Genomic DNA, 21,482 nt, shown 5'->3' on the forward strand with positions numbered 1-21,482 from the left:
ATCGGTAAGGCTCAGCGATCGGGACGGCTCAGCAACCGGCACCGCTCAGCGACCGGTAGCGCGTCGGCCCAGCGCCGCCCGGAACCGGTCCTCCTCGACAGCCCAGTAGCCGTGCTCCCGGCCGTCGATCATGATCACCGGCACCCGGTCGCCGTACTCCGCGCGCAGCTCGGCGTCCGCGTCCACATGGGACGGTCCCCAGGTTACGCCCAGCTCGGCGCAGATCCGGGCGACCGCTTCGATCGCCTTGTCGCACAGCGAGCAGTTCTGCCTGGTCAGCACGGTGACCACGGCCGGCTCAGCCCCCAAGGGAGCCGAGGGGTTCGGAGTCACCTGGCACCCTCCGAGGGTCCGGTCCGCTCCGCCCCCAGCGAGACCCGGGTGATCTTGCCGGTCGCCGAGCGCGGCAGCCGGTCGGCGAACTCGACCGACGTCGGGATCTTGAACCGGGCCAGCCGGGTGGCGCAGTGCTCGCGGACCTGCTCGACGGTGAGCTCGGCGCCCGGCCGCGGCACGAGTACGGCCTTCACCGTCTCGCCGGTGCGCGGATCGGGCACCCCGAAGACCGCTGCCTCCCGCACCGAGGGGTGTTCGAGGAGCACCTGCTCCACCTCACGCGGGTAGACGTTGAACCCGTTCACGATGACCAGGTCGGTCGCCCGCGCCACCAGGTGCAGGTCGCCGTCCGCGTCCACGTAGCCGACGTCGGACGTGCGGAACCAGCCGTCCGCGTCCGGCCCACCCGCGCCGTCCGGCCAGTACCCGGAGAACAGGTTCGGCCCGCGCACGGAGACCAGTCCGGTGTCCGGCTGCTCGTCGTCGAAATCGTCGTCGAAGTCGTTCGGATCATCGTCGAAGTTGTCGCGGCGCGCCTCCCGACCGCCGCCGGACCCGTCGAGCGCCGGCGGGTCACCGGCGTCCACCAGCCGCAGCTCAACCCCGGCCACCCCGGGCCCGGCGGGCAGTGGCCGGCCGACCGAACCCGCCTTGCTCCGGCCGCCGACCATCGTGGTGGTCAGCACCGGACCGGTCTCGGTCAGCCCGTAGCCCTCGAACAGGTCGAGACCGGTGGCGTGCTGGAAGGCACGCAGCAGGGCCGGCGCCAGTGGCGCACCGCCGGCGGTGCACAGCCGGACCGACACCAGCGTGTCGCGCAGCCGCTGGGTCGGCAGCTCGAGCAGCGCGCGGTACATCGACGGCACGCCGGCCAGCGCGGTCACCCGCTCGGCGCGGATCACCTCGACCAGCTCGCCGGGCTCCACCCGATCCACGAGCACGCCGGTGGCACCCGCCCAGCACACCTGCAGCAGGCCGGCACCCAGTCCGTAGATGTGGAACAGCGGCAGGTTCAGCAGCACCCGGTCGGCGGGGCTGACCGGGACGGGCCGCAGCTGCGCGGTCTGCGCCCGGTTCGCCAGCAGCGCACGGTGCGAGAGTCGAACCCCGCGGGGCACTCCGGTGGTGCCGGACGTGTAACCGAGCACGGCGATGTCCTCACCCCCGCCGACGGCGGCCCGCCCGGTGGCGGGGGCGGCGGGACCGCCGGCCGTCAGCTCCGGCGGTTCGAGCACCCGGGCGTCCGGCGCGGCCCCACCGGCGGACACAACGGCGGCCACCGCGCTGTCCCCCGGCTCGGCGAACAGCACCGACGGCGTGCAGTCGGCCACGATCGCGGTCAGTTCGCGCTCGGTGGAGTGGGTGCCGACCGGCACCGCGATCGCGCCGGCGCGCAGCGCGCCGGACAGCGCGACGCAGTACCGCGCACCGTGGCCGAGCCGGATCAGCACCCGGTCACCGGTACGGACTCCGGCGGCGCTCAGCCGGTCCGCCTCCCGGGTGGCGGCGGCGTCGACCGCCGCCCAGCTCAACACCAGCCCGCTGCCGGGTTCCACCAGCGCGGGGTGATCGGCGCCGCGCGCCGAGGCAGCAGCAACCAGATCCGCCACGTTGCCCGCGAGCACGCTCGCGGGCGCGCCGTCGGCTGCGCCCTCGGTCCTGTTCGACTGGCTGGCCACGGCGGAAGTCTGGCATGTCCGTGAGGGTCCGTCCGCGTGGACTCGGACCCGACTCGGAGCCGACACAGACCCGGCACAGACCGCCCACCCGCCACTTGTCGCGCGACGCAACCGCCGATCGGCGGTCACCCGGCCCACCGATCAGCGGCGGTGATCCCGTTCACCGGAAGCAATCACCCGTTCATCGGGGCCGCGACACGCCCACCAACCGTCTAACGACCCAAATCCCACGCCGACCGCCTGCTAGGGGCCGCTCACCGGCTGCATTCGAAGAACGCGGGGCTGCGTGGAGAGCACCAACTCGTTCAGCCCTATGCTCCCCAACACGGCCGGCTGGGCACGCTGAGCGTTAGCCAACCTGGCACCGTCGACCCCGAGGGAGCGCCACATGCTGAACGTCACCGGCACCGCGCCGGTCCCGTTGCGGGTCTTGGTCCTCTCGACCCGGATCTCGCCGAGCAGCTCACCCCAGGAATCGTGACCCGGCCGTTCAGACCAACGAGACTTCTGCGGTCCGAGCAACGCTCGGAGGCAGAGGTCACTGGTCAACGAATGTCATCCCGGGTGGACCCGGCCACCCAGCGGGTGGACCAGCGCACCGGTCAGCCGCCCGGTTATCCGGTGCCGGTCCTGCCTCGACCCCGACCCGACGAGGCTCCGGCACCGCTGTCCGAGGGCACACCCGCCGCCGGTCCGGTCCACCCCCGCTCGGCTCCCCGCCAGGACGGACCGCGAGTGACTGAGCCGCGTGCCGCTCAGCCCGGTGTCGCACAGCCGATGGCAGCCCCCGCCGCTCCCCAGCGGGGCGCCGCACAGCGGCCGCTCGCGACTCCGCCGCCCACGCCCGAGGTCCCGGTGGACCGCGACGAAGCGGACCAGAACGGCACCGGCGGTACCGAGACCTCGACCACCGACAGCAACGGGCTGGCCGGCTGGGACCTGGTCCGCGCCACTCAGGCGGGGGACCAGGAGGCCTTCGGGCAGCTCTACGACCGCTACCACGAGATGGTGTTCCGGTACGTCCTCTTCCGGGTGGGCGACCGGCAGCTCGCCGAGGACCTGACCGCCGAGACCTTCCTGCGCGCACTGCGCCGGATCGCCTCGGTGAGCTACCAGGGCCGGGACATCGGCGCCTGGTTCGTCACCATCGCGCGCAACCTGGTGCTCGACCACGTCAAGTCGAGCCGGTACCGCCTCGAGCAGACCACCTCCGAGATCGCCGACCTCTCGCCCAGCACCACCGGCCCCGAGCAGCAGGTTCTCGACGGTGCCACGCACGAGGAACTGCTCCGCTGCGTGGCCAAGCTGAACTCGGACCAGAAGGAGTGCATCGCGCTGCGCTTCCTGCAGGGACTCTCGGTCGCCGAGACCGCGCGCCTGATGGGACGCAACGAGGGCGCGGTGAAGGCACTGCAGCACCGGGCGGTCCGACGACTCGCCCAGCTACTCCCTGAAGGCCTACGATGAACGGGTTGTCCCCCACGCGGGGGCGGTCACGCTTGATCACGTCGCGCAGCGTTTTAAACCTCGTGTCACTCGATGTGATGAACGCCATCACCCCCGTAACCCTCCGTCCGCTGACTCGTTGTGTAGATCAGGGTCGGGGAAGCACGGTGACGCAGTGAGGACGGGAGACATGCCCGCGGGTGCAGGTCGAGACAGCGAGCGGTTCGCCGCCGCGGTGGAGTTCGGCGCGGATGCCGTTCCACCGGGTGACGACCTGCTCCTCCGTGAGCTAGATGTGGTTGCTCTGCTACGGCAGAGCAAGACCGCGATGTCGCCGAGCGCGGACGCGTCCGCCCGGATGCGGGCACGGGTGATGGCCGCGGCCGCCACCATGCTGCCCGAGCAGGGTTCGGCGCCGGCTCCCGCCGGTGTCACCTCCAATGTCACCTCCATCGTCAACGAGCAGTCCTTCGCGGACGCCCCGACGACGTTCACCACGCCGGTCATCTCGGACGACACCGAACTCCTCGAGGTCGAGGACGCCGAGGCCGACGGGCCGAACCGCACGAACGTGTTCGCCATCGGCAAGGCACGCGGCCGGCACCGCTTCCCCAACACGGCACCGAGCCCGCAACGGCGCGGCCTGCTGGGGATCAGCGCGGCCGCCGCCCTGATGGTGCTCGCGGTCACCGGCGGTGGCGCGATGTTCAGCCAGGGCGCACTGCCCGGCGACAGCCTCTACGGCGTGAAGCAGACCACCGAGTCGGCACTGGTCGGGCTCACCCCCGGGCAGGGCAACAAGGCCCAGCGCCAGCTGGACTACGCGGCCACCCGGATCGACGAGGTCCAGCAGCTGAACTCCGCGCAGGTCCCGGCCGACAACCGGGGCGCGGACATCAGCCAGGCGCTGCAGGGCTTCAACGAGCAGACCGCATCCGGGTCCCGGCTCTGGCTGGCCTCGGCGGGTTCGGGCAACAGCGCCGAGCTGGGCACCTTGGCGAACTGGGCGCAGACCCAGTCGGACAAGCTGTCCCAGATGCGCTCGAGCATGCCGGCCAGCGCCCAGCCCGACGCGGACCACTCGCTGCGGATGCTGGAGGACCTGCGCACTCGCGCCCAGTCGCTGAGCAACCGGCAGGGTTGCGACAAGGTGACCTCCGGCGACTCGGACCAGCTCGGCCCGTTGCCGGCCAAGGGCGCGTGCAGCGGCAAGGACTCGACCACGGCGCCGAGCATCAGGACGGTGGGCCCGTCGAACGTGCCGGGCACCTCGGACTCCCCGAGCGACCTGTCCGGCAGCTCGGACCCGTCGTCGGACTCCTCGGACTCGTCGACCGACTCCACCAAGAGCAACAAGTCGAAGAACGAGTCCCCGGGCCTGCCCGGTCTCGGTGACCTGACCGGGGGCAACTCGCACTCCAGCGTCGGCAAGCTGCCCACCAAGGAGCAGACCCGGGGCGGCGACCCGCTGCCCAGCAGCACGGAGCCGGCACCGAAGTCGGGCCTGAACCTGCCGTCGCTGCTGCCGATCTTGCTCCAGCCGCTCGGTCAGTCAGGTACCGCCCCAAAGGGAACCGGCTGATACCGGCCCGACTCGCAGCCGTGCCGGCGCAACCCCAGTAGGCTGGGTGGGTAAGGATGCACCCCGCTGATCGGAGGCGTTGGGTGGCTGTACCACCTGATTCTGGACCGGCGACCACACACCACGGTGGCGACGCCAGTGCGGTCGACGATGCCCGCTCCGCGACGGCTGCCGGTTTGGCCGGCATCGGCGCGAGCTCGGCGGAGATCGCCGGTGAAGCCGCGGCGGCCGCCGCTGTCGCGAACATCAACCCGCAGATCGAGGTCAGGGATACCACCGGCGCGGTGGTTCCCCTTGACCTGACCGCGGCCGCGTTCTTCGACGTCGACAACACCATGATGATGGGCGCGTCGATCTTCCACTTCGCCCGTGGCCTGGCCTCACGCAAGTTCTTCGCCACCTCCGACCTGGCCGGATTCGCCTGGCAGCAGTTCAAGTTCCGGGTCGGCGGCCGGGAGAACCCGCAGACGGTAAAGGAGAGCCGGGAGAGCGCGCTGTCCTTCGTCGCGGGCCGCTCGGTGGCCGAGGTGGTGTCGCTCGGCGAGGAGATCTACGACGAGCTGATGGCGGAGCGGATCTGGCCCGGTACCAGGGCGCTCGCGAACATGCACCTGGACGCCGGCCAGCGGGTCTGGCTGGTCACCGCCACTCCGGTGGAGCTGGCGCTGATCATCGCAAGGCGGCTGGGGCTGACCGGGGCACTGGGCACGGTCGCCGAGAACGAGGACGGCATCTACACCGGCCGCCTGGTCGGAGAGGTGCTGCACGGGCCGGCGAAGGCGCACGCGGTGCGTTCCCTGGCCGCTCGGGAGGGCCTCAACCTGCGGCGTTGCTCGGCCTACTCGGACTCGGTCAACGATGTGCCGATGCTGTCCGTGGTGGGTACGGCGGTCGCGGTGAACCCGGACTCCGAACTCCGCGACACCGCCCGCCAACGCGGCTGGGAGATCCGGGACTTCCGCACCGGGCGCAAGGCCGCCAAGATCGGCGTGCCCTCGGTGCTCGGTGCCGGCGCGGTCGCGGGTGCGGTCGCCGCCGGCCTCGCCTACCGCCGCCGCGCCTGACCTCCCTGATAGCAGCGGGGCCGGTCGCCACGTGCGACCGGCCCCGCTCCTGTCGTGCTGTCCTGTCTGGTCCGGATCAGCCGGTGAACGCGTTGCGGCGCTGGCTGAGCAGCCGGTACAGGGTCTGCTGGATGGTCTCCCGCACCTGGTCGGTGATGTTGAAGACCAGCATCGGGTCGTCCGCGTCGGCCGCGGTGAAGCGGTCGGTGCGGATCGGCTCGCCGAACTCGATGTACCACTTGGACGGCAGCGGCACCGCGCCCAGCGGCCCGAGCAGCGGGAACGTCGGCGTGATCGGGAAGTAGGGCAGCCCGAACAGCCTGGCCAGCGGCTTGAGGTCGCCGATCAGCGGGTAGATCTCCTCGGCGCCGACGATCGAGCACGGGATGATCGGCACACCGCAACGCATCGCCGCCGACACGAAGCCGCCCCGGCCGAACCGCTGCAGCTTGTACCGGTCCTTGAACGGCTTGCCGACGCCCTTGTAGCCCTCCGGCCACACCCCGACCAGCTCATCGGAGTTCAGCAGCCGCTCGGCGTCGGGGTTGCAGGCCAGCGTGTGGCCGGCCTTACGGGAGATCGAACCCAGCATCGGGGTACGGAACAGCAGGTCGGCGCCGAGCATCCGCAGGTGCCGGCCGGACGGGTGGTGGTCGCGCAATGCCACCGTGGTCATCATCGCGTCGATCGGCAACGTGCCGGAGTGGTTGGCCACCAGCAGCGCGCCGCCGGTGGCCGGCACATTCGCCATGCCGATGGTCTCGACCCGGAACCAGCGCTCGTAGAGCGGGCGCAGCACCGGCATGACGATGTGGTCGGCGAACTCGCGGTCGAAGCCGAACTCGTCGACGTGGTAGTCACCGGTCACCCGCCGGCGCAGGAAACCGATCAGGTCGGACAGTCGGTCCTCCAGCTCCGAGCCGCTGGCCACCTCCGGCAGCGGGGCGGGCCGGTCCTGCGTCACCGTCGGGCGGCGCACCACCCGTACCGGGGCCAGCTCCTCGTCCCGGCTCGGCTCCACGATCGAATCCGGCAGCGGGGCGGTCCGGGGCACCGATGCCCGCGCGACGCCCGACTCGACGCGGCGCGCGCCGGCGTGGGCCGGCTCCCGGTGTGACCCGTTGCGGGACGGCTCGGTGCGGGCCGGTTGGGTCCGGCCCGTGCGGTTCCGGTTCTGTGCCGTCCTCGTCGGTGGTGTTCTCGTCGGTTCTGTTCTGGACGTCTCGGTGTGGAGTGGGATCACTCGTGCCTCGGTCACGGGGCTCTCCCTCAAAGTAGGGCTCGCGCGGTGGCCAGGACGCCCTTCTCTACCGCGTTGACCTGCGCGGAAGAGATCATCGGGCGAAGCTCGTGGCCGTGTACGAAGTCGTCGAAGGCCTGCATCGTGGTCCACCTCGGCGTGAACCCGAAGGTATCCCGCAGCCGGTCGGTGTCCACTACTCGGCCGAAGTTCAGGAAACGCATCTGATCCGGTGTCATGTCGACAAGCCGAGCGCCTCGGAACAACCGGCTCGCCGGGCCGACGATCATGCTGGGCAGGGACACCTGTACCCGCCCGGCCCGCCGGATCGCCTGGGACAGCAGCAGTACCCCCGGCGCACCGACGTTGAACACCCCGGGCAGGTCCTGGCGGGCCGCCTGTTCGAGCACCGCCAGCGCGTCCTCGGAGTGCAGCAGCTGCATCCGAGCGTCGTAACCCAGCACGGTCGGGACGACCGGCAGGGCGAAATACCTCGTCAGCGAGGTGTCGATGCGGGGACCGATGAAGTTGGCGAAGCGCAGCACGGTGACCGACACATCCGGCCGGCGCCGGCCGAAGCCCCGCACATAGCCCTCGATCTCGACCGCGTCCTTCGCGTAGCCCCCGGGCGGCATCGCTTTCGGGGCCATCGTCTCGGTGAATATCGCCGGGTCTCGCGGGCTCGACCCGTACACCGCGGTCGTCGACTTGAGCACGAGCCGGCGCACCCTCGGTGAGCGCTGACAGGCCGCCAGCAGCTGCATCGTGCCGATGACGTTCATTTCCTTCATCGCCACCCGGCCACCGGAGGCCGCCGGGCTGGACGACAGCGAGGTGTGCACGACGGTGTCGACCTCGGCCGACGTGATCACCTTGGCGATGAGCGGATTGCGGATGTCCGCCCGGACGAACTCGGCCCGGCCCATGCCCCGCAACAGGTCGCGGGGCGGCGGCACGGTATCCACCCCCAGCACCCGGTCAATGCTCGGGTCGGCGGCCAGACGAGCCGCCAAGTGAGCACCGATGAACCGGCTGACGCCGGTCACGAGGACAACTGAAGGCGCCACCAAATTTCTCCTGAACCATCGCCCGCCCCTACCGCGACGCCCGATGCTAGTACCCGGACCGGTGAGCTCGGTGCGACAGCGGCGGAATTCACGCATCTATTACGTGCCGCTACGCAACAGAGACCATCAGGCTACCTACCCGTACAGGGCGCCGATGCCCGTGCGAAGCGCACATGAAGAATGCCCGGCGACGCCCTCGAAAAGATCGCGCGCCGAGCCTTTGACCTGCGAGACTGAGCTGCTGTACGACCGGTTACCGACGTCCGGTCACTTGCCGAGCTTGCGCCGCTGCACGCGGGTCTTGCGAAGCAACTTGCGGTGCTTCTTCTTCGACATCCGCTTGCGACGCTTCTTGATGACCGAGCCCACTCAGCAGCACCCTTCCGGATAGATCAATTACTGATGCCGCTCGACGCGCCGACCACGGTGAAGATCCACCGCGGAGACGCCGGCTGGCAATGAACGCTCAGTCTACCTGGCCGGATACTCGGCCCCCGCACCCGTACCGGGTCACCCCGGTACGAGACGAACCGGACCGGTCAGCCGGCGTCGTGATACGCGTTGCGAAGGTAGTCCTGAACCGCCTCGCGGGGCACCCGGAACGAGCGTCCGACCCTGGCCGCCGGAAGCTCGCCGGAGTGCACCAGCCGGTAGACGGTCATCTTGGAAACCCGCATCATCGCGGCCACCTCGGCCACGGTCAGAAACTGCACCTGACCGAGGTCCGGGCGGTTGCCCTGCTCTGCAGCCATGAAGCCCCTCGCCTCAACTCACGTGACTCGACCGTCGCACGTCCACGGACGGGTTAATTGTCCGCGCATGAGACTAGCGTGGCTGTGGTTACCAGAGCGAACGTTATAACAATCCTAATGAGTGAAGACCACCCATTCGGAGCACACGCTTGGGCGTGTCAACTACACACCGTTAATGCGGCCTAGCTCGATAGACCGATTTCGGGCGGCTTCGAGGGCGTCGGTGATCGCAGCGCGCGTCCGGTGCCGTTCCAGCTCGCGCAGCGCCATCGCGGTGGTGCCGGCCGGCGAGGTGACCGCCTCGCGCAACACGGCCGGGTGATCGCCGGTCTCGCTCAGCATCCGGGCCGCCCCCAGCGCGGACTGCACGATCAGCTCGGAGGCCAGCTGGCGGGACATGCCGAGCAGCACCCCGGCCTCGATCATCGCCTCGACGAAGTAGAAGAAGTACGCCGGGCCGGAGCCGGACAGTGCGGTGACGTTGTCCTGCTGTGCCTCGGGCACCCGGACCACCCGGCCGACCGCGCCGAGCATGCTGGTCACCTCGACCAACTGCTCCTCGGTGGCGTATCGACCGGGTGAGATTGCACTCATCGCCTCACCGATCAGCATCGGCGTGTTCGGCATCACCCGGATGACTGCCGTGTGCTCGGGCAGCCGCTGCTCGTACAGCGCGGTGGGCAGCCCGGCGCAGATCGACACCACCAGAGCGCCCGGCCGGATCGTCGACTTGAGCACCGCGAGCAGCGGCTCGATGTCCTGCGGCTTGACCGCGACGACGAGCACGTCCGCGACACCGGCTGCGTCGGCCACGTCGACCTGCCGCACCCCGAGCCGCTCGGTCACCTCGGCGGCCCGGTCCTGATGCCGCTCGGTGAAACACAGCTGGTCGGTCGGATGGCCGGACTTCACCAGCCCGCTCAGCAACGCCTCACCCATCTTGCCGGCGCCAAGCACCGCAATGCTCTTCATGCCGGTCACGCTAGAGCGTGGCTCCCCGATCATCCAGCCGGCCCGGTATCCCGCGCCCCACCCAGTGCCCGGTGCGAGCCGGGAGCGGCGCGCGGCGCCTCCCAGGCCGCCCGCGAACAGCCGCCTGCCCGACCAGCCCGGTCGGCTAGCCGAGTGGCGCCAGAGCGAGCTGGCGGGCCTGGCAGACCAGCTGACCCTGGGCGTCGATGACCGTGTAGTCCTCGTCGAACCAGTTGCCTCGGATGACCCGGCTGGTCGCCTCCAGGCGCAGCCAGCCCGGAGCCGGGCGCCCCCGCAGCAGTGCGGTGAGCTGGACGGTCGGCGCCCAGCCCACGCGGGCCATGTTGAACAGCAGCGGCGGCAGGATGTCTCCGGCCAGCAGGGCGAACAGCACGTCGGGCTGCTCGCCGCGCGGGCGCACCCAGCCGCGCATCAGCGGGTCGGCCCGCTCACCGCGCAGGAACGCCGCGGTGCCGGTGTCCAGCACCACCTGACAGGAGCGGGTCAGCTCGGAGTCGTGGCGGGAGTCGGCGATCCGTACCGCCTCGGCCGGCGGCTCGGGGGCCAGTTCGGGCAGGTTCGTCCAGTCGGCGGGCCCCTCGGGCAACCGGCCGGCGGTGACCGTCCCGGCCAGCGCCAACCGGCCGTGCTGGTGCAGCTCGACCCGTACCACGGACGCGGTCCGGCCGACCTTGATCACCTCGGTGGCCAGCTCCGCGGGTCCCACGTCCGGAGCGCGCAGGAAGTCCATGCTGACCGCGACCGGCTCCGTGGTGCCGGCCGGTGCACCGGTGTGCGCATCCAACCCGGTCAGGGCCGCCCTGGTGAGCAGCGCCATCATGAAGCCGCCGTGCAGCTTGCCGCCGCCGACGGTCCAGGCCTCCGCCAGCTCGACCCGGTAGACCCCCGGTCGGGCCGGGGTGAGCCCGAGCGCGCCGGAGAACGGCGGGGCCACCGGAGCCGACTCGGGAGCGGACACCGTGTCGACCGGTGAGCGAGTTTCCATGTACTAGCTCTATCACCCCGCCTCAGCGGCGACGGCTCAACGGGGCTGTTCTGTGCCCGGCGTCACGGTCGGCTGGAGGCGCCCAGCGGTCCTGGCACCGGGGCCTGCAGCGGCACCGCGACGTGGTCCTCGCCGCGCACCGGTAGATCCGCGCTGTCGCGCCCGTTCGGCCGGACCGGCGTGGCGATCGGGGTGGACGGCTGCAGGTTCAGCCGGGCGAACAGCAGCGACTCGGCCAGCAGCGCGGCCCGGTCGTGCCGGGTGCGTGCCCGCCGGGTGCTCACCTCGAGCACCACGACACCGGAGAAGTGGTTGTTGACCAGCCGCTCACAGACCTCGACGCACGGCTGGTTGCCGCGACCCGGCACCAGGTGCTCGTCCCGGGTGGCGCCGCTGCCGTCGGTCAGGTGGATGTGTGCCAGCCCGTCGCCCATCCGGTCCATCATGGCCAGTGCGTCCACCCCGGCGGCGGCGGTGTGCGACAGATCCAGCGTGTAGTAGCGGTGCCCGACGTCGGTGGGGTCCTCGCTGGGCGCGTAGGGCACCGCGCGCAGCCCGGCCCGGCGCACCGGGAACATGTTCTCCACCGCGAGTACCACGCCATACTGCTGGGCCACCTCCTCCACCGTGTCGGCGAAGGCCGTCGCGTAGCCACGCTGCCAGCGGAACGGCGGGTGTACCACGACGCTGCTGGCGCCCAGGTAGTTCGCGGCGTCCCCACTGCGGCGCAGCCGCTCCAACGGGTCGGTACCCCAGACCCGCTGGGTCACCGCGAGGCAGGGCGCGTGCACCGCGAGCACCGGCACCCGGTAGCGCGCGGAGAGCCGCTCGATCGCCTGGATGTCCTGGGACACCGGGTCGGTCCACACCATCAGCTCGACGCCGTCGTAGCCGAGCTCCGCGGCCAGCAGGAACCCGACCTCCGTCGACTCGGGGTAAACCGAGGCAGTGGAAAGCGCGACCAACGGGGCGGGTGGGTGCACAGGCGCTACCTCAGCGAACGGCGAGCAGGAGTACAGCGGGCGAGATCGTCACAATGAGTCCGACCAGGACCGCGAGCATAGTCGTCTGCAGGTCGTCACTTCCACGGATTGTGCGCACGACCATCACGAGTCCGACCGTGGCGAGCACCGCCGCGGCCAGCGCCACCACCGGCAGGTTCAGCCACAGGTAGCGGAAGCCGACCCAGAGCACCGCCCCGCCGACCGCACCGCCGATGCCCTGCGCAATCAGGATCGCCCAGGCCTTCCACCCCGCCGAGCGGTCCTCGAGGTCCGCGTCGTCGGCGTCCAACCCGGCCGGCACGTCAACCATCGGCCCGCGCGCGGACCGCTTGGTCCGGCCCCGCTTGCCGGCAACCGGGCGTGCGCCCAGCTGATCGAGGTCGCCGTCGTCGTCCTCGTCGTCGAACAGCACGGCCGGCGAGGACACCTGGGTACTCGGGCCGCTCGCCTCGACCGCCCTGGTGGCGCCGGTCCGCATCACACCGGAGCCCACGACGTCGGGGGCACCCGGACTCATCTCCACCGGGGCGACCGGGCCGGCCTTGAGCGAGGCGAGACCGGTCGGCGACAGCGGGTTGGTGATGGGACCGGTGGCGGGACCGGGCCGCCGGCCGATCCTCGGCATCGTCTCGGTGGGCCGCTCGGGCTGTTTGGCCGGCTTCGACGGGTACCCGTCGACCGGGTAGGACTCCCCCAGGTAGGCGTCCGGCAGGTAGGAGTCGGCCTTGAACGAGTCGGCCTTGCGGGAATCAGGCTTGCGGGAGTCGGCCTGGTAGGAGTCAGCGGAGTACGGGTCGGCCGGCGGGTAGCTGCCGGTGCCGCTGAGCGAACTCGGCGAGGACAGCGGGTCAGCGCCGGAGCGGGACCACCCGGCGCCCGGCCGGGCCCATTCCGAGCTGTTCAGCGAGTCCAGCGGGGAGCCGCCGTGGCTGTCGCCGTTGCCGGTGTCGAAGGTCCCGGCGCCGGACAGCCCGGCGGAGCCGTAGCCGGTCCACGGCGAGTCCGCGCTGTCCCGGTCGGGGACCGCGCCACCGGAGAAGGTGCCCGCGCTGTCCGCGATGGCCTGCCCACCGGCCTGGCGCCGGGGCAGTGCGTCCTGCTCCTCGGCCGAGACCGCGGAGAGCGAGGACCAGGTCCGCTCGGCGTCCGCCGTCGCGGCCGAGTCGGGGGTGGGGAGCTCGCCGGATCGGGTGGCGGGCTCCGCGTCGTCGGTCCGGCCGGAACGCCGGCGGCGCCGACCACCGCCGCCACCGTCGCCGCCGTACTGCTCCAGCAGTTCAGCGACGGTCCGCTGGCGCCCCGATTCGGAGCTGTGGTCCGCTGTCATCCCGTATACCGTGCCTCCTGCGGCGTCGCCAGTCCAGTCGCGGTCGAACCCTGCGACGAGTGGTCATTTCGGGACGCCCCGTCGAGCCAATCCAGGCGTCGAAGGATAACGCCCTCGCGCAGCGCCCACGGACAGATCTCCAGCTGGGTGAGATCGAGGGCCCGCATCGCCGCCTCGGCGACCACCGCGCCGGCCACCAGCTGGTGCGCCCTGCTGGGGCTCACGCCCTCCAGTTCGGCCAGGTCAGCCGCCGACATCCGGCTGATGAAGGCACCGACCTGGCGCAGTCCCGTGTCGGTGAGCACCCGCCGTGCCCGGGGGCCTTCGCTGGACGGCGCCGCCCCGGTGAGCCGGGCCAGCGAGCGGAAGGTCTTGGAGGTGCCGACCGCCCGCTCCGGGGTGCCCTCGGCCATCAGCTTGGCCGCCACCGGCGCCAGCAGCAGCTCGACGTGGTGGCGCAGCGCGTCGATCTCGCGGCGGGTCGGCGGGTCGGAGCTGAACCACTCCCGGGTCAGCCGCCCGGCGCCCAGCGGCAGCGACTCGGCTACCGAGGGAACCTCGTCCATGCCGGCCGCGAGCTCCAGCGAGCCGCCACCGATGTCCAGTGCCAGTAGCCGCCCGGCCGACCAGCCGAACCACCGGCGGACCGCCAGGAAGGTGTACCTGGCCTCGTCCTCGCCGGGCAGCACCTGCAGCGACACCCCGGTCTCGGCGTGCACCCTGGCCAGCACGGCGGCCGAGTTCGGTGCGTCCCGCAGCGCCGAGGTCGCGAAGGCCAGCAGGTCCCGGCAGCCGGCGGCGGCGGCCGAGGTGCGGGCCGTGTGCACCGCCCGGACCAGCGCGTCCGCCCCGTGCCGGCTGAGGCGCCCGGACGAGTCGAGTGACTCGGCGAGGCGCAGCGCGGTCTTCTCCGACGTCATCGGGGTGGGGTGGCCACCGCGGTGTGCGTCGACAATGAGTAGATGAACGGTATTGGACCCGACGTCTAACACACCCAGGCGCACGGAGACCTACCGTACCTTGGCCCGGAGGCCCGAGAACGCGCTCGGAGGGGTCAACTCAGCGGCCACTCAGGTCTCGAACTTGTAGCCGAGGCCACGCACGGTAACCAGGTGCCGCGGCGCCGACGGGTCTGCTTCGATCTTCGAGCGGAGCCGCTTGACGTGTACGTCGAGTGTCTTGGTGTCGCCGACGTAGTCCGCGCCCCACACCCGGTCGATCAGCTGGCCCCTGGTGAGCACCCGGCCGACATTGCGCAGCAGGTACTCCAGCAGGTCGAACTCCTTGAGCGGCAGCGGTACCTCGCCGCCGGTCACGGTGACCACGTGCCGCTCGACGTCCATCCGCACCGGGCCGGCCTCCAGCACCGGCGGGGACATGTCCTCGGACTCACCGCCGCGACGCAGCACCGCGCGCACCCGGGCGATCAGCTCGCGCGCCGAGTACGGCTTGGTGACGTAGTCGTCCGCGCCCAGCTCGAGGCCGACGACCTTGTCGATCTCGCTGTCCCGGGCGGTCACCATGATCACCGGGACGGCCGAGCGCTGCCGCAGCGCCTTGCACACGTCGGTGCCGCTCATACCGGGGAGCATCAGGTCGAGCAGCACGATGTCGGCGCCGTTGCGGTCGAACTCCTCGAGCGCGTCCTGGCCGGTACCGGCCACCGCCGCGGTGAAACCCTCCTTGCGGAGCAGGAACGCCAACGGGTCGGCGAAGGACTCCTCGTCCTCAACAATCAGCACCCTGGTCACAGCACTCCTCCTGGTTCGGTGATGCGGTCGCGATCGGGGACGCGGCCGGCGGCCCGGTCCGACGCGAGGTGCCGGGCGGCACCGAGCGCACCGGGGTTGCCGTTGTTCGATCCACTGGGAACAGCACTGGAAACAGCGCTGGAAACAGCGCTGGAAACAGCGCTGGAAACACTGCCGGGAACGCCGCCCGGAACAGCACCGGCGGCACCGTTCTGGGCGGCCGGCGACAGGGCGCCGGGCAACCTGTCCACGCCGTGCGCGGGCAGCCGCAGGGTGAAGGTGGACCCGGTTCCGGGGTGGCTCCACAGCTTCACCTCGCCGCCGTGGTTGGCGGCCACGTGCTTGACGATGGCCAGCCCCAGCCCGGTTCCGCCGGTGGCGCGGGAGCGGGCCGGGTCCACCCGGAAGAAGCGTTCGAACACCCGCACCTGGTGCTCCGGTGCGATGCCGATGCCCCGGTCGGTGACCGCGACCTCCACCACGTCGTCCACCCGGCGGCGGCTGACCGAGACCGAGGTGTTCGGCGGCGAGTAGGCGATCGCATTGTCGATCAGGTTGGACAGGGCGGTGACCAGCAGCGTGCGGTCGCCGTCCACCAGCAAATCGCTCGGTTCGTCCACGCTGATGCCGATACCGGTCGACTCGGACACCAGCCGGCACCGCGACAGCGCCTCGTTGATCACGTCGTCCACCTCGACCACGGCCAGCTCGGGCAGCCGTTCGGCGCCGGTCAGCCGGGACAGCGCGATCAGCTCGGTGACCAGTGCACCCAACCGGGTGGACTCCTTGAGGATCTTGGTGCCGAAGCGGCGTACCTCGTCGGGGTCGTCGGCGGCGTCCAGCACCGCCTCGGCGAGCAATCCGACGGCGCCCACCGGTGTTTTCAGTTCATGGCTGACGTTGGCCACGAAGTCCCGCCGGGTGGCCTCCAGCCGGACCATGTCGGAGGTGTCCTCGGCGTCCACCACGGCGAACCCGTCGCCGAGCGGGCGCACGTGCCCGAGCACCGCCTCCGGTTGGCGGCCCCGGTGTTCCAGCGGCGAGAGGTCGACCTCGAGCGCCGCGCCGCTGGCGATGGCCCGCTCGGCGGCCTTGAGCGCCCTCGGGTCGGCCCTGGCCACCCGGACCAGGCCCATCTCGGTGGCCCTGGGGTTGTGCAGCACCACGTCGCCGTAGCGGTTGACCACGGCCAGCCCGTTGCGGGAGGACTGCACCACCCGGTGCAGGAGGTCGGCGAAGGTCGGGCCGACTGGGCGGGCCGAACGCGGCCCGCGCCGCCGAGCCCACAGCGCCCCGCCAGTCAGGCCCACCAGAAGGGTGCCGACGGCCAGGGCGATGCTCGCCAGGGCGCTCACAACTGCATGGTAGGCAGCACCGGGGGGCCGATGACCAGCCCGAACCCCCGAGAGGTGACATGCATGACCCGTGTCGGACCCAGATTTCCCGGCCCGTTCACGTTCCGTTCACCCTGACGGGTGAATTTGGTCCGGCCGGCCCGTCCCCGCTCAGCGTCCCTGGTTGGCGACCGCCTTGGCCGCGATCGCGGCGGCCTCGGGGTCCAGGTACTCCCCGCCCGGGGTGAGCGGACGCAGCTGTTCGTCCAGCTCGTAGCGCAGCGGGATGCCGGTGGGGATGTCCAGCCCGGCGATGTCGGAGTCGGAGATCCCGTCGAGGTGCTTGACCAGTGCGCGCAGTGAGTTGCCGTGCGCGGCGACCAGCACGGTCTTGCCGGCCCGCAGCTCGGGCACGATCTCGCCGTCCCAGTACGGCAGCATCCGCGCCACGACGTCGGCGAGGCACTCGGTGAGCGGCGCGGCGGGCCGAAGGTCCGCGTAGCGCGGGTCGGCGTCCTGGGAGAACTCACTGCCCGGCTCGATGGGCGGCGGCGGGGTGTCGTAGGAGCGGCGCCAGAGCATGAACTGCTCGTCGCCGTAGGTCTCCCTGGTCTGCTTCTTGTCCTTGCCCTGCAACGCGCCGTAGTGCCGCTCGTTGAGCCGCCAGTCCCGGCGGACCGGGATCCAGTGCCGGTCACAGGCGTCGAGGGCGAGGTTCGCGGTGGAGATCGCCCGGCGCAGCAGCGAGGTGTGCACCACGTCCGGCAGCACGCCCGCCTCGGCCAACAGCTCGCCGCCCCGACGGGCCTCCCCCTCGCCCTTCGCCGACAGCGCGACGTCCACCCACCCGGTGAACAGACCCTTCGCGTTCCATTCGCTCTCACCGTGTCGCAACAACACCAACTGGTACGGGGCGCTCATGACGCCCAGCTTGCCAGAGCACCCCCGGGGGCGCGCCTCAACTCCAGGCGACTCAGCCGACCGCCGATGCCTCGGGGCGCCCGACCTGGGCGGTCTCCGGCCGGACCGAAGCGGGCCGCCGGTCCCTGGCCACCGAGGCGCGGGCCCGCTCACAGCCGCAGCTGTCCCGGTGCTCGATCGACGCCGGGATCCGCACCGTCTGCGCCGGCAGCCCCGGGCTGGTCAACCGGCGCAGCAGCAGCTGCACGGCCCTGGCCCCCATCGCGTGGCAGGGCTGCGCGGCGGCGGTCAGCCGGGGGCGCACCAGCGGGGAGAACTCGAAGTCGTCGAACGCGACCACGGCCATGTCGCCCGGCACCGCCACGTCGCGGTCCTCCAGCGCGGTCAGGGCACCCACCGTCATCGCGTTGTTCCCGCTGAACAGCGCGGTGGGCCTGTCCGCCCGGTCCAGCAGCCGCAGTGCCGCGCGCCGGCCACCGTCCAGGCTGGAGTCACCACAGACGATCAGCGACGGGTCGACCTCCACCCGGCGCCGCTGGTGGGCCCGCCGGTAGCCGATCTCCCGCTCCACCGTGGTCGACAGCCCGGGCAGCCCGGCGATCATGCCGACCCGGCGGTGCCCGAGGCTGAGCAGGTGCTCGACCAGCACGCAGGCACCCGGCTCGTTCTCCACCCCGACCTGGTCGACGTCGGCGTCGACGATCCGGTCGACCAGCACGAACGGCACCCGCCGCTCGCGCAACAACGGCCAGGTACGCCGCATCCAGCCCGCCGTCGGCGCCATCACCAGCGCCTCGATCCGGTGCTTGAGCAGGCTGGCCACCGCCCGCCGCTCGGTCTCCGGGTCGTCGTGGGTGTCGGCCAGCACCAGCACCCGCCCTGCCCTGGCCAGCTCCCGCTCGACGCCCTGGACCAGGTCGGAGAAGTACGGGTTGGACAGCCCGGACAGGGTCAGCCCGACAGCGGTCAGGTTGCGTGGCGCGTGACCGGGCCGGGTGATCCGGCGGTGGTAGCCGAGTTCGCTGACCGCCTGCTCGACCCGACGCCGCGTCTCGGCGGCAACCGTGCGGGTGCCGTTGAGCACATGCGAGACCGTGGTCGTGGAGCACCCCGCGGCGTCGGCAACTTCGCTCATCGTCGCCATTCCCCCTACACCTCCCCAGCTCCCGGGCGCGAGACCCTGGCGGGCGTCACCCTACTGGGGGATACGGCTAATCGGGAGCCTTGTCAGGATTCGAATGTCAACTAAGTGAATCCACTAGGTCCCGATCACCCAGCCCTCGGCGCCGTGCACCTCGATCCGATCGCCGTCCTTGATCAGCTGCGTGGCGTTCGGCACCCCCACCACGGCCGGGATGCCGTACTCCCTGGCGACCACCGCGCCGTGCGAGTTCGACCCACCCATTTCCATCACCAACCCACCGGCGGTCAGGAACAGCGGGGTCCAGCCGGGGTCCGTGGACGGCGCCACCAGAATCTCCCCGGGTGCGAGGTGCGCGCCGACCGGATCGAGCACCACCCTGGCGATGCCGGTCACCGTGCCGGCCGACGCGGGCACCCCCACCAGCCGGCCGTCACCCGCTTCGGCGGCGGCCTGTGCGGCACCCAGCGACTCCGGCTCGACCCCGTCGGAGAGCAGCAGCCGGGGCACCTGCCGACGGCGCATCTCGCGCTCGTAGTCCGCCCGCCGCTCGGCGACCAGGTAACCGAGGTCCGCGCCACGCAGCGCGCGACGCGCCTCGGTCAGGTCGAGGAAGAAGATGTCCTCGGCGGCGGCCAACCGGCCGGCGGCGGCGAGCTCGGTGCCCACCTCGGAGAGCTGGCGGCGGACCGACGCGAGGCCGACCACCAGGTAGTACTTCGGCGCCTCGCGCAAGCCACCCAGCGCGCGCGCCCGGTTCAGGGCGAACCCGACCAGCCGGCCGCGCAGTCGCCCGCCCAGCCGCCCGCCCGGTCCCCCGCGCAGCCGCGCCGCCTCGACCAGCCGGCGCACCTGCTGCTCGGCGCCGGCCGCCGCCCTGGCGAACTGCGCGTCCGGCGCCACCGCGGGGTCGTCCAGCTTCAGGTAGTTGATCAGTACGCCGAACAGGTGGGCCGGGTCCTCCGCCCAGCGGGGCAGCCCGAGGTCGATCTCGGCGACGGCCCGGTGCCCGTACTCGGCGAGGAACTCCGCCATGCCGCGCTGCACGACCGGCGCCAGCCCGCCCCGCAGGTAGCGCGCGGCCAGCTCGGCGGCCGGTGCGCCGGCCAGCTCGGCCGCCGAGTCCGCGTCCGCCCGGACCCGGCTGGCCAGCCGCCACAGCTCCAGGTCCATCTCGGTGGTCACGTTGTGCGGCAGCCCGCGCAGCACGGCCTGCAGGTCACCGGGGCGCAGGTCGGCCCGCAGCAGCCGAGCGGCCAACCCGAGCATCAGGAAGCCGCCCGCCGGGGCCGGCATCAGGCTCGGCATGGCCCGGCCCAGCACGTGGCGCAGCGACCGCTCCACGTGGTCCAGCCGCTGCTCGGCGGTGGCCCCGTCGGCCAGCGCGAGCCCACGCTCCTGCCGTTCGGCCACCTGCCGCACCTGGTCCTGCGCGGCGGCCGGGCGCAGGACCGCGTGCAGCGCCCTCGGCGGCATCCGCAGCCGCCACGCCGTCCGGACCGCGGTCACCAGCAGCGGCCGCACCGACCGCTTGCGCACGGCGAACCGGGGGTCGTCGCCGAGCCTGCGCAGGACCTCGGCGGCGCGCGCCTCCATCACGCCGAGCAGCCGCAACATGACCGTGCGCCCGAGCGGGTGGGTCAGCGCCGGCGTGACGTCGACGAACGCCCGTTGACCGGTCACCATGAGCCGGCGCGGTCCGGCCGACCCCGCCGGTACCGGGACCCCGACCAGGTCGGCCAACCCGGCCCCCAGCAGCCGGAACGCGGCCAGCCCCATCGGCGTGATCGGCCGGACCAACCCCTGCGCCAACGTCGCGCAGAAGTACGCGGTCGTGCCGTCCCCGGCCGGCCCCGGATCGGTGGGCAGCGGGAACAGCGTGGTGATCGGCCGGGCCTGGGTGAGCCACAGGGCGGCGGACTCGTCGAGCGCCCACTCACAGTCCTGCGGCGCCCCGTAGTGGTCTTCCACCTGGCGGCCGAGCGCGGCGAGCTCGCCCAGCTGCGCGTCGGTCAGGCAGGCCGTCGGTTCCCCGTCGGCGGCGCGCTCCCGCCGCACCACGCCGCCACCGGCAACCGGCAGCACCACCACGCGCTTGTCGCCGAGGCGGCGTTCCCGCACCGGCCCGCCGTCCAGCCCGAGCACGAACCGGTCCGGGTTCACCGCGCCGGACACCACCGCCTCGCCGAGTCCGGGACTGGCGTCGACGACCGCCTCCCGGCGCCGCCCGGTCACCGGGTTCGCGGTGAACAGCACGCCGCTGACCTGCGAGTTGACCATCCGCTGCACCACCACGGCGAGCGCCACGTCGCGGTGCGGGATCCCGTTGCTGGACCGGTAGGCCACCGCCCGGTCGGTCCACAGCGACGCCCAGCAGCGGCGCACCGCGTCGAGCACCGCGTCGACGCCGACCACGTTGAGGTAAGTGTCCTGCTGGCCGGCGAAGCTGGCGAACGGCAGGTCCTCGGCGGTGGCCGACGAGCGCACCGCGACCGGGACGTCGTCCCCCAGCGCGCGGTAGGCGCTGAGCACGTCGGCCTCGATGTCGGCCGGCACCGGCGCACCGGCCACCGCCGACCGCGCCTTGCCGGCCAGGGTGGCCAGCTCGCCGGGGTCGGCGGTGCGGCTCCCCGGCCGATCCAGCTGGTCCAGCACGGCGTCCAGTGCGGCACCGGCGGCAATCCGGCGGTAGGCGCCGACCGTGAGGCAGAACCCACCGGGCACCGGCAGCCCGGCCCCGGTGAGCTCCCCCAGGTTCGCCGCCTTGCCACCGACCACCGGGACCATCGACGCGTCGATGGCGCCGAAGTCGAGTACCAGCGGATCCATTGCCTGACCTCCGGGTGAACGAGCGGTGGAA

The 21,482-nt window shown here is 72.0% G+C and carries 19 protein-coding genes; 3 read left to right on the top strand and 16 right to left on the bottom strand.

The window, feature by feature from the left end:
- Positions 1-45: 45 nt before the first annotated feature.
- Positions 46-333 (bottom strand): glutaredoxin family protein, encoded by a 288-nt coding sequence (locus tag ACTXG6_RS01445; protein ID WP_445185935.1) that lies wholly within the window; start codon positions 331-333, stop codon positions 46-48.
- The gene (locus tag ACTXG6_RS01450; RefSeq protein ID WP_445185936.1) at positions 330-2,015 is read right to left on the bottom strand and encodes an AMP-binding protein; all 1,686 of its coding nucleotides are present in this window, start codon (positions 2,013-2,015) and stop codon (positions 330-332) included. The genes ACTXG6_RS01445 and ACTXG6_RS01450 overlap by 4 nt, the downstream gene beginning before the upstream one ends.
- Before the next feature lie 735 nt (positions 2,016-2,750).
- Between ACTXG6_RS01450 and ACTXG6_RS01455 the strand changes: the two genes are divergently transcribed.
- From ACTXG6_RS01455 to ACTXG6_RS01465, 3 genes are all read left to right on the top strand, one after another.
- Positions 2,751-3,482: a sigma-70 family RNA polymerase sigma factor gene (locus tag ACTXG6_RS01455; RefSeq protein WP_445185937.1), complete on the top strand. Its 732-nt coding sequence runs from the start codon at positions 2,751-2,753 to the stop codon at positions 3,480-3,482.
- Positions 3,483-3,651: 169 nt separating this feature from the next.
- The gene (locus ACTXG6_RS01460; RefSeq protein WP_445185938.1) at positions 3,652-5,043 is read left to right on the top strand and encodes a DUF5667 domain-containing protein; all 1,392 of its coding nucleotides are present in this window, start codon (positions 3,652-3,654) and stop codon (positions 5,041-5,043) included.
- Between the two features lie 83 nt (positions 5,044-5,126).
- Positions 5,127-6,107 (top strand): HAD family hydrolase, encoded by a 981-nt coding sequence (locus ACTXG6_RS01465; RefSeq protein ID WP_445185939.1) that lies wholly within the window; start codon positions 5,127-5,129, stop codon positions 6,105-6,107.
- A gap of 76 nt (positions 6,108-6,183) precedes the next feature.
- Here the strand turns inward: ACTXG6_RS01465 and ACTXG6_RS01470 are convergent, their stop codons facing one another.
- The 14 genes from ACTXG6_RS01470 to ACTXG6_RS01535 all read right to left on the bottom strand — a co-directional run bounded on the left by ACTXG6_RS01470 (position 6,184) and on the right by ACTXG6_RS01535 (position 21,451).
- Complete coding sequence (locus tag ACTXG6_RS01470) at positions 6,184-7,365, bottom strand: lysophospholipid acyltransferase family protein (RefSeq protein ID WP_445185940.1); 1,182 nt, start codon at positions 7,363-7,365, stop codon at positions 6,184-6,186.
- Between the two features lie 11 nt (positions 7,366-7,376).
- Positions 7,377-8,414, bottom strand: coding sequence for an NAD-dependent epimerase/dehydratase family protein (locus ACTXG6_RS01475; RefSeq protein ID WP_445185941.1), 1,038 nt, complete (start codon positions 8,412-8,414; stop codon positions 7,377-7,379).
- Between the two features lie 267 nt (positions 8,415-8,681).
- The gene (locus ACTXG6_RS01480; protein ID WP_010241351.1) at positions 8,682-8,783 is read right to left on the bottom strand and encodes a 30S ribosomal protein bS22; all 102 of its coding nucleotides are present in this window, start codon (positions 8,781-8,783) and stop codon (positions 8,682-8,684) included.
- 170 nt (positions 8,784-8,953) lie between these two features.
- On the bottom strand, positions 8,954-9,166 hold the full coding sequence (locus ACTXG6_RS01485) for a helix-turn-helix domain-containing protein (RefSeq protein ID WP_445185942.1): 213 nt from the start codon (positions 9,164-9,166) through the stop codon (positions 8,954-8,956).
- 162 nt (positions 9,167-9,328) lie between these two features.
- A complete protein-coding gene (gene proC, locus ACTXG6_RS01490; protein WP_445185943.1) occupies positions 9,329-10,138 on the bottom strand; it encodes a pyrroline-5-carboxylate reductase in 810 nt (269 codons plus the stop codon).
- 145 nt (positions 10,139-10,283) lie between these two features.
- Positions 10,284-11,144, bottom strand: a complete 861-nt coding sequence (locus tag ACTXG6_RS01495) for a thioesterase family protein (RefSeq protein ID WP_445185944.1) — start codon at positions 11,142-11,144, stop codon at positions 10,284-10,286.
- A 62-nt stretch (positions 11,145-11,206) separates the two neighbouring features.
- On the bottom strand, positions 11,207-12,127 hold the full coding sequence (locus ACTXG6_RS01500) for a sugar phosphate isomerase/epimerase family protein (protein WP_445185945.1): 921 nt from the start codon (positions 12,125-12,127) through the stop codon (positions 11,207-11,209).
- A gap of 10 nt (positions 12,128-12,137) precedes the next feature.
- Positions 12,138-13,475, bottom strand: a complete 1,338-nt coding sequence (locus ACTXG6_RS01505; protein ID WP_445185946.1) for a hypothetical protein — start codon at positions 13,473-13,475, stop codon at positions 12,138-12,140.
- The gene (locus ACTXG6_RS01510) at positions 13,472-14,479 is read right to left on the bottom strand and encodes a Ppx/GppA phosphatase family protein (protein ID WP_445185947.1); all 1,008 of its coding nucleotides are present in this window, start codon (positions 14,477-14,479) and stop codon (positions 13,472-13,474) included. The genes ACTXG6_RS01505 and ACTXG6_RS01510 overlap by 4 nt, the downstream gene beginning before the upstream one ends.
- A 66-nt stretch (positions 14,480-14,545) precedes the next feature.
- Positions 14,546-15,226, bottom strand: a complete 681-nt coding sequence (locus ACTXG6_RS01515; RefSeq protein ID WP_445185948.1) for a response regulator — start codon at positions 15,224-15,226, stop codon at positions 14,546-14,548.
- The gene (locus tag ACTXG6_RS01520; protein WP_445185949.1) at positions 15,223-16,581 is read right to left on the bottom strand and encodes a sensor histidine kinase; all 1,359 of its coding nucleotides are present in this window, start codon (positions 16,579-16,581) and stop codon (positions 15,223-15,225) included. The genes ACTXG6_RS01515 and ACTXG6_RS01520 overlap by 4 nt, the downstream gene beginning before the upstream one ends.
- 150 nt (positions 16,582-16,731) lie before the next feature.
- Positions 16,732-17,481: a phosphoglyceromutase gene (locus tag ACTXG6_RS01525; protein ID WP_445185950.1), complete on the bottom strand. Its 750-nt coding sequence runs from the start codon at positions 17,479-17,481 to the stop codon at positions 16,732-16,734.
- A 52-nt stretch (positions 17,482-17,533) separates the two neighbouring features.
- Positions 17,534-18,616 carry a LacI family DNA-binding transcriptional regulator gene (locus ACTXG6_RS01530; RefSeq protein ID WP_445185951.1) on the bottom strand — a complete coding sequence of 361 codons (1,083 nt, stop codon included), beginning with the start codon at positions 18,614-18,616 and terminating at the stop codon, positions 17,534-17,536.
- A gap of 123 nt (positions 18,617-18,739) precedes the next feature.
- Positions 18,740-21,451, bottom strand: coding sequence for a PEP/pyruvate-binding domain-containing protein (locus tag ACTXG6_RS01535; protein ID WP_445185952.1), 2,712 nt, complete (start codon positions 21,449-21,451; stop codon positions 18,740-18,742).
- Positions 21,452-21,482 lie beyond the last annotated feature (31 nt).

It is taken from the genome of Pseudonocardia sp. Cha107L01 (assembly GCF_052566575.1).

Coding starts and splice junctions, on each gene's coding strand:
- ACTXG6_RS01530 (WP_445185951.1), bottom strand. CDS start 18,616: ATGAGCGAAGTTGCCGACGCCGCGGGGTGCTCCACGACCACGGTCTCG.
- ACTXG6_RS01535 (WP_445185952.1), bottom strand. CDS start 21,451: ATGGATCCGCTGGTACTCGACTTCGGCGCCATCGACGCGTCGATGGTC.
- ACTXG6_RS01460 (WP_445185938.1), top strand. CDS start 3,652: ATGCCCGCGGGTGCAGGTCGAGACAGCGAGCGGTTCGCCGCCGCGGTG.
- ACTXG6_RS01485 (WP_445185942.1), bottom strand. CDS start 9,166: ATGGCTGCAGAGCAGGGCAACCGCCCGGACCTCGGTCAGGTGCAGTTT.
- ACTXG6_RS01525 (WP_445185950.1), bottom strand. CDS start 17,481: ATGAGCGCCCCGTACCAGTTGGTGTTGTTGCGACACGGTGAGAGCGAA.
- ACTXG6_RS01495 (WP_445185944.1), bottom strand. CDS start 11,144: ATGGAAACTCGCTCACCGGTCGACACGGTGTCCGCTCCCGAGTCGGCT.
- proC (WP_445185943.1), bottom strand. CDS start 10,138: ATGAAGAGCATTGCGGTGCTTGGCGCCGGCAAGATGGGTGAGGCGTTG.
- ACTXG6_RS01505 (WP_445185946.1), bottom strand. CDS start 13,475: ATGACAGCGGACCACAGCTCCGAATCGGGGCGCCAGCGGACCGTCGCT.